7 protein-coding genes and 2 pseudogenes are annotated in these 11303 nt (G+C 45.1%); 7 read left to right on the top strand and 2 right to left on the bottom strand.

The features are described 5' to 3' along the window. Positions 1–41: 41 nt before the first annotated feature. Together HZY94_RS01370 and HZY94_RS01365 are read right to left on the bottom strand one after the other, a co-directional pair. Positions 42–701 (bottom strand): hypothetical protein, encoded by a 660-nt coding sequence (locus HZY94_RS01370; protein WP_228064526.1) that lies wholly within the window; start codon positions 699–701, stop codon positions 42–44. A 1-nt stretch (position 702) separates the two neighbouring features. After that, the gene (locus tag HZY94_RS01365) at positions 703–867 is read right to left on the bottom strand and encodes a hypothetical protein (protein ID WP_179924703.1); all 165 of its coding nucleotides are present in this window, start codon (positions 865–867) and stop codon (positions 703–705) included. A gap of 71 nt (positions 868–938) precedes the next feature. Here HZY94_RS01365 and HZY94_RS01360 point away from each other — a divergent pair. The 7 genes and pseudogenes from HZY94_RS01360 to HZY94_RS01330 form a co-directional block, all read left to right on the top strand. Then, a pseudogene (locus HZY94_RS01360) lies at positions 939–1181 on the top strand (Zn-dependent alcohol dehydrogenase); the annotation flags it as partial. 92 nt (positions 1182–1273) lie between these two features. Next, positions 1274–1915 carry an IS1096 element passenger TnpR family protein gene (locus tag HZY94_RS10425; RefSeq protein ID WP_228064525.1) on the top strand — a complete coding sequence of 214 codons (642 nt, stop codon included), beginning with the start codon at positions 1274–1276 and terminating at the stop codon, positions 1913–1915. A gap of 359 nt (positions 1916–2274) precedes the next feature. Next, positions 2275–2625, top strand: a complete 351-nt coding sequence (locus HZY94_RS01350) for a thioredoxin family protein (protein WP_179924702.1) — start codon at positions 2275–2277, stop codon at positions 2623–2625. Positions 2626–2670: 45 nt separating this feature from the next. Then, positions 2671–3663 carry a sugar transferase gene (locus tag HZY94_RS01345; protein WP_179924701.1) on the top strand — a complete coding sequence of 331 codons (993 nt, stop codon included), beginning with the start codon at positions 2671–2673 and terminating at the stop codon, positions 3661–3663. 25 nt (positions 3664–3688) lie between these two features. Next, positions 3689–5407: pseudogene (locus HZY94_RS01340) on the top strand (SP_1767 family glycosyltransferase); the annotation flags it as partial. Then, positions 5408–6289 carry a glycosyltransferase family 2 protein gene (locus HZY94_RS01335; RefSeq protein ID WP_179924699.1) on the top strand — a complete coding sequence of 294 codons (882 nt, stop codon included), beginning with the start codon at positions 5408–5410 and terminating at the stop codon, positions 6287–6289. 266 nt (positions 6290–6555) lie between these two features. After that, entirely contained in the window at positions 6556–10866 is a 4311-nt protein-coding gene (locus tag HZY94_RS01330) for a MucBP domain-containing protein (RefSeq protein ID WP_373683172.1), read from the top strand. Positions 10867–11303 lie beyond the last annotated feature (437 nt).

The following is an 11303-nucleotide window of genomic DNA, read 5'->3' as shown; positions in this document are numbered from 1 at the left end:
AAAAATAGAGGTTCTAGAGGACTATTTGCCATGGTCTGAAATCATACAGAAGAATTGTCAATAAAAAAGGTTCCCGAGTCAATCAACTCTGGAACCTTTTTCATATACTTGGTTATAGCGCGCTTACAGCTTACTTGATGCTCATCCTTAATCAATTGACTGTATGCAATAAATCCAAATTGTTCATAAAAATGAATGACTTTAGGATGGTTGATACTATCTAAAAATACCATTTGAGTTCCTACAATCGCTCTAAACTCTTCAATTTTTTGAATTACAATTTCAAATAACTTTTCTCCGGGTAGTTTATTTAGCTTTGTGTTCTTACCGAATTGACCGATAAGTAGCACAGGGAGATAATCAATGTTTTTTGGACTTTTTCCTTTTAAAACGAGTTTCTTTTTTAAGGAATTTTTTAAATCAGAAATATCGACAACTTTGAGAGATAAGCTGAAAAATCCTACAATGTCATTTGTTTCAGTTTCTTCAATGATAAAATTACGAGAACGGTGTTGCTTTTCAAAATTTGGAGCTTTATCAGATAGATAAGTCAACATCTCTTTATTACCATGAAAGTCAACATTTTCTAAAATAATAGTTTTAAATAGCTCCTGAACTTGCTTTGCAGTGCTGTCAGGAGCCAATGATTGAGATTGAAGATTTTCGAGATATTGTTTTAGTGGAGTTATTTGTATTGCCATATTACAGATATTTCGCAAAGAGTTTATTTTCTGTTGGAGCAGTAGCAGCTTGTGGTTCAATCGATTCCAAGACAGCTTGTAATTTTTTAGATGGTTGATGGTTAAGAATCTTTAGAGCATCTTCATTTGTTAATTTTATATCACGTGTTAAACTGATTGTGGCCATTTTTCTACCTCCTGTTTCTAATTAATTCCAGTATAGCTTATTTTGAACAAAACTTCAATTCGTAAAGTTCAATTGGTGTCCCTCATTATGAAAATCACGTCCTAGGTTCAACCTTTTCCCCAAACATCATCATTGGAGGCGGAGCAGCATTTGTAATGACATATGACAAACAAGTCCTCTTAAAAGTCGTTTTGGATGGCGACATCAATCCTGGGAAGGTTTTTACAAGCTCTTATTCTTTGGAGGAGATTGATCAAGCCTACCAAGATATGGATCAACGAAAATCGATTAAGGCTATGTTGGTATTGGAATAACAAATCGATTTCAAGAAGACCTAGTGAAGCGTCTATGTTATACTAGCTATAGAAATGAGTGATCTCAATTTTATGAATGTGGAGGAGTAGATATGAAATACGATTCAGATGAGTTTAAACGAATGGAAGAAAAGCTAAGCTCCGCTGTTGGGCGTTCGGCTGAACATATCTTCAAGCATTTACCGATAGACAAGGCACGTCTTTTAATTTTGGCGGATTTTGTGACAGAGGAAGATTTTCGAAATGCTTCGAGAAAAGACTTACTATCTGTGCGCGGAATTGGTCCAAAAACTGTTGATACGATTGAGAAGGTTCTAGAATTTCTAGCTCTGCCTAAGGAGGAGCAAGTTCCAAATCAGTGGATTATTAGGGTTAAAATGGCAAAAGGGCTTTATAGAATTCTCCAAATTCCCAAAGGGTATACATTTGAAGAGCTTGCGGATTCAATTTTATGGGCCTTTGACTTTGATAATGATCATGCTCACGCCTTCTTTATGGATGGAGTAGCATGGAGTGATTACGCTTATTACGCTAGCTATTTAAATGAGAGGGCTGGTCTTGGAGCATCAGATCAGGTGACGCTTGAAGAGTTACAGATAGGTCAAGAGTTTTTGTTTTTATTTGACTTCGGCGATGACTGGCAGTTTACGTGTAAGATTACAGATGAGCGTCTTGTTTTGACGAAGGATACTTATCTTCTCGTAGCAAAAGGGGAGTCTCCTTCACAGTATTAGAAGAGAAGACTGAGCTGTTTGGCTCAGTTTTTTTATGGATGAGAGCAGGGAGATATCCATTCGAGTTGTTTAGCTAGACAACTTCGTAATCGTCAGATTCCTATTAATAATGGTTCATCAAGGAGGCTTGATAACGTCAGATAGTATAAAATTATTCGTTGTCAGATCGATTTGCTTTACTCTTTTGAAAAAGTTTTATCAGCCAGCTCAAAACCTCTCCCAGAGCTTTTGAGCTGGCTATAACTCCTTTTCCAGACTAGATTGATTTTCTTTGAGTAACAGATCTAAAGGAAATCCTCCTCCCTTGAATTTCTAAGGAGCATTCTATACAATAGAAGAAAAAAGAAGGAGTATGTGAGATGGACTTTTACCAAGCGATTGCAAATTTTAAACCGGTTGTGACCAAGGAGGTTGAGGAGATTCTGGAATCTGGGCAGCCCTTGATTCTTTTTGTGGGGCGGGCGTCTTGTCCCTATTCCCGTTTGTTTGCGCCCAAGTTAGCCCAGGTGCAGGCCGAGCAAGGTTTGGAAGTGGCGTTTTTGGATAGTGAGAATTTTGCGGACTGGGAAGACTTGCAGGCTTTTCGGGCTCGCTACCAGATTGTGACGGTGCCGGGACTCTTGGTTGCTGAGGGGGACCGGGTGCGGGTTGTTTGTGATTCGTCTCTGTCGCCAGAGGCTATCTTAGACTTTATTCAGGGAGAGGGCTAGGCCTTGGGTCTAGTTCTTTGTTTATTGGTAGAAAACTAGCGAAAAATGAGAGTCTACATTACAAATTTGAATGGGCAAGCGGCGCAAAGTACGGCTCAGCTTGCCCAGAATATGGTAACCGACATCGCAACGGACTTGGGTTACCGGGAATTGGGGATCTATGCCTTCGATATGCGGGGGGATAGTGAGTCGGAGCTGTCCAAGCGTTTGGATGGAATTGTGGCTGGTCTGCGGCATGGGGATGTGGTGATTTTTCAGACACCGACTTGGAATACGACGGCCTTTGATGAGCGCTTGATGAAAAAGTTACGGGCCTATCGGATCAAGATTGTACTCTTTATCCATGACGTGGTGCCCTTGATGTTTGCGGGGAACTACTATCTGATGGAGCGGACTATTGCCTACTTCAATCAGGCCGATGTGCTAGTAGCGCCTAGTCAAAAGATGATTGATGTCTTGCGGGAGCAGGGGTTGACGGTTGCGAAAACCCTGGTGCAGGGGATGTGGGACCATCCGACAGAGCTGCCCCAGGCGGAAGCCAGTTTTCAGAAGGTGCTTCATTTTCCAGGTTCGCCAGAGCGCTTTTCCTTTGTCAAGGAGTGGAACTATTCGGTGCCCTTGCAGCTCTACACCTGGCACCAGCTGGAGTTGCCGGAGCAGGTTCGGGCCATGGGCTATAAGCCAGATCCGCAGTTGTTGTTGGAGTTATCAGCGGGTGGTTTTGGTTTGGTTTGGATGGATGATCGGGATAAGGACTACCAGACCCTCTATTGTCCCTACAAGCTGGGCACCTTTTTGGCTGCTGGGATTCCGGTGATTGTCCAGCGGGGCATTGCCAATCAGGAGCTGATTGAGGCCAACGGTCTGGGCTTTGTGGTGGATTCCTTGGCGGAAGCGGTTGAGCGGATTGAGGTCTTGTCTGAGGCAGACTACCAGCTCTTGGTGGAGCGGGTGCGGGCCTTTAATCCCTTGTTACGGCAGGGTTACTTTAGTCGGCGTCTCTTAACGGAAGCGGTGTTCCAAGCCCTGTGTCAGTGAGGAGTGTATGAGTGATTTAGGATTTATTCAAGTGCGGCCGATTCTGGAGAGTTTGGCCTATATCCAGGAGCGGGGAGCATCTGTGGCCCGCTTTGGCGATGGTGAGGTGGAGCTGATGACGGGGTCTAGTATTCCCTATCAAGACTATGATCCAGCCTTGGCCCAGGCCCTCTTGGAGATTTTGGAAACCCCCAGTCGGGAGGATTTCCTGGTCTGTCTCCCGGATGTCTTTCAGGATCTGGAGCGTTACAATTCCAATGCTCGGTTATTTTGGCAGCAACATTTTGCTCGCTATCAAGCTTTTTACCAAGCGCACTGCCGGTCGCCTTGGTATGGTTCGACCTTTATTTCTAGGCCCTATATTGATTTGGTGGACAAAGGGCAAGCGGCGGCTTCTTTTCAAGCCCTGAAGGCTCTGTGGCAAGGGCGAGATGTGTTACTGGTGGAAGGGGAAACGTCCCGCTCGGGCGTTGGTAATGATCTTTTTGCTGGGGTTGGGTCCTTGGAGCGGCTGGTCTGTCCTTCGCGGAACGCTTTTGCCCATTATGAGGCTATTCGAGAGGCCGTTCATTCAAGGGCGGGCGATCGGTTGATTCTGGTCATGTTGGGGCCGACGGCCAAGGTGCTGGTACGGGATTTGCACGCGGCGGGCTATCAGGCGCTGGATCTGGGGCATATTGATTCGGAATATGAATGGTTCCAGATGGGGGCGACCCACAAGGTCAAGTTGGAGCATAAGCATACGGCAGAGTTTAATTATGATGAAGGGTTGCAGTTGGCGGCTGATCTTGATTATGAGCGGCAGGTTGTGGCACGGATTGGTTTAGAGGAGGAAGAAGTGACTTTTGAGGAAAAAGGGAACTCAGATTTGATTTCGATTGTGGTTCCTGTTTACAATGTATCCAGCTATCTCCGGCGGTGCCTGGATTCGATCTTAAAGCAGACCTATGGACAGTTTGAGGTGATTCTGGTCAATGATGGCTCAACCGATGGTAGTGGGGCTATCTGTCAGGACTATGCGGCCAAAGATGGACGGATTCGCTTGGTCCATCAAGAGAACCAAGGGCCATCGGCGGCTCGAAATCTGGGCCTCCAACTGGCCCAGGGAGAGTATGTGACCTTTGTGGATGCGGATGATTTTTTGGAAGCGACTTATTTGGAGGTGCTCTACCGTGGCTTGGTTGAAAATGACGCGGATATTTCCATTTGTAATTTCACATCTTTCAACGAAGAGCGGCAGTCCTTCCTCTTTTCGATTACCCAAGAAATGTTTTTTGAACAAACCTATTCGGTGCAAGAATGGCTGCAAAAGGAGAGCAGCGGGGCCAACAATTTCCACCTGGTCTTTACCTTTTCGCCTATGAAGTTGTTTAAACGCTCCCTCTGGGAGGGAATTGCCTATCCCCTGGGGCGTTTGCGGGAAGATGATGCGACCATCTATAAGCTCTACCTCAAGGCCAAACGGATTCACTTTAGTAACCAACCTTTGTACTATTATTCGCAGAGTCCGGCTGGCCTGTCCCGCAATCAGATGCAGACAGATACTGCGAGCATGATTGCGATTGCGGAAGAACGCCTGGCCTTGTTGGTGGCTTTGGGCTATGATGTGACCGAGCATGTGGAATCCTATTACAAGCGTTTGGAAAAATGCCAGGCGGATGCCTTGCAGACTGGTCAGATTGAACTCTATCAGCAAATCAGCAGTAAATTGGATTTGCTGCGGCATCACCGCAAGGAGGACTAGATGGAAACAGTAACAGTGATTGTCCCAGTTTTTAATGCGGGTCCCTACTTGGAGTCCTGTCTAGATAGTATTCTGGGCCAGACCTATAAGCAGTTGGAGATTATCTTGGTCAATGATGGTTCAACGGATGGTTCGGCGCGGGTTTGTGAGGACTACCGAGCCAAGGATCCACGGGTGCGCGTGATTCATAAGAAGCTGGGTGGTTCTGGTGTGGGGGCGGCCCGCAATACTGCCTTACCCCTGGTTACCGGGGATTATATCCTGTTTGTTGATAATGACGACTGGTTGGAGGAGACCCATGTGGAATCCCTTTATCGGGCCTTGAAGGAGCAGGATGCGGATATTTCGATCGGTAATTTTACAGAGTACGTTGATGATCGGGGAGCTTTTCGGTTCCATCTGCAGGGTGAGGATTATTTTCAAAAGACCTTGACGCCCGCAGAGTGGTTTGACTACCAATATGATGCCCGTCAGGGCTTTAGCCAGGTCTTTACGGTACCTTGGGCCAAATTGTATAAGGCGGAGCTCTTTCAAGATATTGTTTATCCTGAGGATGAACAGGTGGAGGATGATTATACAACCTGGAAGCTGTATTTGCTGGCGGATAAGCTGGTTTACAGTCATGCAGGGACCTACTTCCATCGCAAGCGGTCAACTTCGGTGACCAAGACGGTGGATGCGGTCCATGTCTTTCCGCTTCGGAGTATTCAGGAGCGGGTGACGATTCTGTCTTTAATTGGCTTTGATGTGGCAGCGGAACTGCGGGCCTACCGTTGGCGGTTGCAGCTCCACCGGGATTCCCTTCTGGAAGCCGGCCAGATGCAGGACTACCAGAAGTGCCTAACCTTGATCAAGATTCTCGACAAGTGGGGAGCGGGATAGAGATAAATTTGAAAAAATTTAGTTTATTCGCTACCTACCTCGCGCCCCGTAAGGTTGATTAGGTCCTCTTCCGAGTTTAAGCGAACGATTGAGGTTTGCTTCGCAAACCATATTTGACACTATTAGGCAGCAGGAGATTGGAGCGATGTTCTAGTCTCTTGTTTTTTACTCTAAAAAAAGATAGATAAATAGGTTCAATTGGTTGAAAATTGATGGAACTTGGTATAAAATATAGGGGTTACTAATTTTTGAAAGGTTGTGTTCGTGTGAGATTGAAAAACGGAAGACATGTAGAATCCTACAGACATACGCGCGTGAAGCTACGCAAGTCCGGTAAACACTGGGTGAGTACCGTTGTGTCGACAGTAGGAACAGTATTATTAGGTAAAACACTAGCACGTCGTGCTGAGCGATCGGAGCGCGATGAGCTAGAGGCGAAATTACTCTCGCCCAACACGGTTTTAAAAGGTGCTGGAGCACTGGGAGCCTTAGTCGGTGGCGCTGCCTTGGCCACGGATGCAGCCTTTGCGGAGGAAACTGTTGCTTCGTCAGAAGTAGCCAGCGATGTCTTGGCGACCCAGGATGAGGTTGTGTTGAAGACTGATTCTGTGGCAACTTCTGAAGTGGTTTCTGAGGTGGCGACTTCAACAGAGGTGACTCCTGCGTCTGAAAGCAAGGAGACTGTTCAAGAGGAGTCGCTCTCCAGTTCCCTATCCGTGTCAGAGTCGCTTTCTCTGTCTGTGAGTGAATCGGTTCTAGCATCTGAATCACTATCAACTTCAGAGTCAGTTTCTGAAAGTGTATCTGCGTCTAACTCAGAGTCGCTTTCTGGCTCAGAAGCTCTTTCGTCCCAAGCAAGCAAATCCGACCAGACCAGTCAATCGGTCTCTGACCAGCCAGAAAATGGCAAGGAATCGGTCACAGAGGTGAGCAAGAATCGGGAAGCTGGACTAGATGAGCTGACGCGCGTGCAAAGTGGTGCAGAGGTCCTCCATCAGGTGGCCCAAGAACAAGGTGTTGATACTGCGAATGCAGACTTGGCAGCGGCCTTGGCAACCAGCCAAGCAGATCTAGCAGCTGCTCAAGCAGTCTTTGGCAATGCTTCAGCAACTTTGGCGGAGATCCAGACGGCTGTGTCGGCCTTGAAAACCAGCAACCAGGTTCTTGCAGCTGAGTTGGCTAAAGAGAATTCAGCTGGCAAGCAGAGTTTCAAGCTGGCTGGAACAGCCACAAAGGAAGCAGAGGCCTTGAAGACTGGTCGTTCCGAGTTCCGAGCTGGGGGAGTAAGTAGCCTATCGGAGCCTGCCAACCTACCAGGCTATAGCATTGATGACCTGGTCCCACGTGACGACCTACCACGGGATCCAAACCCAGGTTACTATACAGAGTATGTGGGACGTGACGAAACTACTGGTAACTATATCACGGTTTCCAAAAACAAGGATGCCTCAAGCTACTATGTAACCACCTTTGATCAGGGTCAAAATCAATTGACGCGTGAGTCTATTACCTTTGGTACCACGGTTGCTCAGAAAGTCCAAGATGGTTTTACTTTGGATTATCGCCTGCTTAGAGGTCGGCCTCAAGTAAATATTGCTGGATCAGGTACTTTAGTTACAGAATGGATCTGGGAAAGTCCAACCAAGGTAACTACAAGTAATCAAATGCAGTTTAGACCTGCAGCTACCTATGTGGAGCAGGTGACACATTTTGTGGATGAAGAAGGCAATCCGATTCGTGAGGATGTGATTCAAAAAGGTTGGGTTAAATCCGCATACACGACAGTAGCGTTAGATATTGAAGGCTATATTCTAGTGGATCCACAGGATAGCAATGGTTTCCTTGATGCAAATGCTACTAATAATGAGGTTTATTATACTTATAGAAAAGATAATTCTTCAGAGTCTCTATCCTTGAGTGCCAGTGAATCGGTGGCTATCTCTGAATCAGAGTCTGCCAGCGATAGTATTGCAGCCTCTCTCAGTGATTCTGAGTCTACATCAGTTTCTGAATCCGTGTCTTTGAGTAACAGTATTTCCGCTTCTCTAAGTGCCAGTCAGTCTCTATCGGCTTCCCTGTCTGAATCGCTCTCCAACAGTCAGAGCAATTCTGTTTCGACAAGTACCAGTGCGTCAGCTTCTGTGTCCAACTCGATTTCAGCCAGCCAAAGCACATCCTTGTCGGCCAGCATGAGTGCCTCAAACTCAGCTTCTGAATCGCTCTCTACTAGCCAAAGTACTTCGCTATCAACAAGTACCAGTGCGTCAGCTTCTGTGTCGCAGTCCATTTCAGCTAGTCAGAGCACATCCTTATCGACAAGCACCAGTGCATCGGTATCTGTTTCAGAATCACTATCCGCTAGTCAAAGCACTTCGCTTTCAACCAGTATGAGTGCTTCTGTTTCAGTGTCTGATTCGATTTCAGCCAGCCAGAGCACATCCTTGTCAACAAGTACCAGTGCCTCAACGTCAGTCTCAGAATCCTTGTCTACTAGCCAGAGCACCTCAGTGTCTGCAAGCACCAGCGCTTCCGAGTCTGTCTCAGAATCACTCTCAATCAGTCAGAGTACCTCTGAATCCGTAAGTACTAGCACATCCCTCTCCGTTTCTGAGTCCCTATCTGTAAGCGAGAGTCTGTCCCTATCTACTTCGGAATCGATTAGTACCTCTGTTTCAGAATCCGTCTCTGAGTCCATCAGTACTTCGGTATCGGAATCTGTGTCTGAGTCTGTCTCAGAATCCGTCAGCGAATCCGTTTCTGAGTCTGTCTCCGAATCTGTAAGTGAATCAGTATCAGAGTCTATCTCAGAATCTGTAAGTGAATCTATCTCAGAGTCTATTTCTGAATCCGTCAGCGAGTCAGTATCAGAATCTATCTCTGAGTCCGTTAGCGAGTCAGTATCAGAATCTATTTCTGAATCTGTCAGCGAGTCAGTATCAGAATCGATTTCGGAATCTGTAAGTGAATCAGTATCAGAATCAATTTCTGAGTCAGTGAGCGAATCAGTATCAGAATCGATTTCGGAATCTGTAAGTGAATCCGTGTCAGAGTCAATCTCAGAATCTGTAAGTGAATCAGTATCAGAATCTGTCTCTGAGTCCGTAAGTGAGTCAGTGTCAGAGTCAATCTCTGAATCAATTTCTGAGTCTGTTAGCGAATCAGTATCAGAATCGATTTCTGAGTCCGTTAGCGAATCCGTGTCTGAATCAATTTCTGAGTCTGTTAGCGAGTCAGTATCAGAATCTATCTCAGAGTCAGTAAGCGAATCAGTATCAGAATCAATTTCTGAGTCCGTTAGCGAGTCAGTATCAGAATCAATTTCTGAGTCCGTTAGCGAGTCAGTATCAGAATCTGTCTCTGAGTCTGTTAGCGAATCAGTATCAGAATCTATCTCAGAATCTGTTAGCGAATCCGTGTCTGAATCAATTTCTGAGTCCGTTAGCGAGTCAGTATCAGAATCTGTCTCAGAGTCCGTAAGTGAGTCAGTATCAGAATCTGTCTCAGAGTCAGTAAGCGAATCAGTATCAGAATCTATCTCAGAATCTGTAAGCGAATCCGTGTCTGAATCAATTTCTGAGTCCGTTAGCGAGTCAGTATCAGAATCAATTTCTGAGTCCGTTAGCGAGTCAGTATCAGAATCTATCTCAGAGTCAGTAAGCGAATCCGTTTCTGAGTCTGTTTCTGAATCAGTAAGTGAGTCAGTATCAGAATCTATCTCAGAGTCAGTAAGCGAATCCGTTTCTGAGTCTGTTTCTGAATCAGTAAGTGAGTCAGTGTCTGAGTCTATCTCAGAGTCAGTAAGTGAATCAGTATCAGAATCCATCTCTGAGTCCGTCAGCGAGTCAGTATCAGAATCTGTCTCTGAGTCAGTAAGCGAATCAGTATCTGAATCCGTCAGCGAATCAGTATCAGAGTCTATTTCTGAATCAGTAAGTGAGTCAGTATCAGAATCCATCTCAGAGTCAGTAAGCGAATCAGTGTCTGAATCTATCTCAGAATCTGTAAGTGAATCCGTGTCTGAGTCTATCTCAGAATCTGTAAGTGAATCAGTATCAGAATCCATCTCAGAATCTGTAAGTGAATCAGTATCAGAATCCATCTCTGAGTCCGTCAGCGAATCAGTATCAGAATCCATCTCTGAGTCTGTTAGCGAATCAGTATCAGAATCTGTCTCTGAGTCCGTCAGCGAATCAGTATCAGAATCTATCTCTGAGTCAGTAAGCGAATCAGTATCAGAATCTGTCTCTGAGTCCGTTAGCGAATCAGTATCAGAATCTGTCTCTGAGTCCGTTAGCGAATCCGTATCAGAATCAATTTCTGAGTCCGTCAGCGAATCAGTCTCAGAATCAATCTCAGAATCCGTTAGCGAATCCGTATCAGAATCTATTTCAGAATCAATGAGAGGATCGCTTTCACGGAGTCAATTGGAGTCCATGACTCAGAAGGTATCTGCAGGTCGTTTACCAAATACAGGAGATGAGTCTTCAGATGGTCTTGCTTGGGCTGGTTTGGGTGTACTAGGTATTGGATTGCTCGGTCGTAAGAAACGCAAAAACGAAGAGGAACCACTCGACTAATACTCAAACGAGTTTCAATTAAAAAGAGTATCAGTAGTCTTTCCTTAACCTTATAGTGATTAAAGGTCTTTATGAACCATAGGTCATAAAGATTGGTCAAGGAGTCAGGAATTGACTCCTTGAGTTTAAACATCGAAGAGCATGTAGTGTTCTTCATGTATCAACTACTGCGTTATCTTATTTTACTAACTCAAAAAAGAGAGGCTAAACTTTTGTACCAGCCTTTGAGCTCTCTGTTATTTGTAAAAACATCTAGCAGAGAGCTGTTTTTGTATTGTACTCTGGGAAATGATACTCATCATGAAAATTCATACTTAACAAAAATCAAAATCTGAATTATAATAGATATTATGGAATTCACACAAGATCAAATTAATGAATTAAAATCAGCTCTCAAAAATAAACAACTTTCTGCTTATCACAACCGTATTCAAGCA

Source organism: Streptococcus danieliae, assembly GCF_013415245.1.
In the GTDB taxonomy this organism is placed as follows: domain Bacteria; phylum Bacillota; class Bacilli; order Lactobacillales; family Streptococcaceae; genus Streptococcus; species Streptococcus danieliae_A.
Note: the sequence above shows the minus strand (reverse complement) of the source record. Positions and strands in the feature narration are given on the sequence as shown.

What these genes read in the sequence shown, in the direction of transcription:
- HZY94_RS01370 (WP_228064526.1), bottom strand. Translation starts at nt 701, where the DNA reads ATGGCAATACAAATAACTCCACTAAAACAATATCTCGAAAATCTTCAA.
- HZY94_RS01365 (WP_179924703.1), bottom strand. Translation starts at nt 867, where the DNA reads ATGGCCACAATCAGTTTAACACGTGATATAAAATTAACAAATGAAGAT.
- HZY94_RS10425 (WP_228064525.1), top strand. Translation starts at nt 1,274, where the DNA reads ATGAAATACGATTCAGATGAGTTTAAACGAATGGAAGAAAAGCTAAGC.
- HZY94_RS01350 (WP_179924702.1), top strand. Translation starts at nt 2,275, where the DNA reads ATGGACTTTTACCAAGCGATTGCAAATTTTAAACCGGTTGTGACCAAG.
- HZY94_RS01345 (WP_179924701.1), top strand. Translation starts at nt 2,671, where the DNA reads ATGAGAGTCTACATTACAAATTTGAATGGGCAAGCGGCGCAAAGTACG.
- HZY94_RS01335 (WP_179924699.1), top strand. Translation starts at nt 5,408, where the DNA reads ATGGAAACAGTAACAGTGATTGTCCCAGTTTTTAATGCGGGTCCCTAC.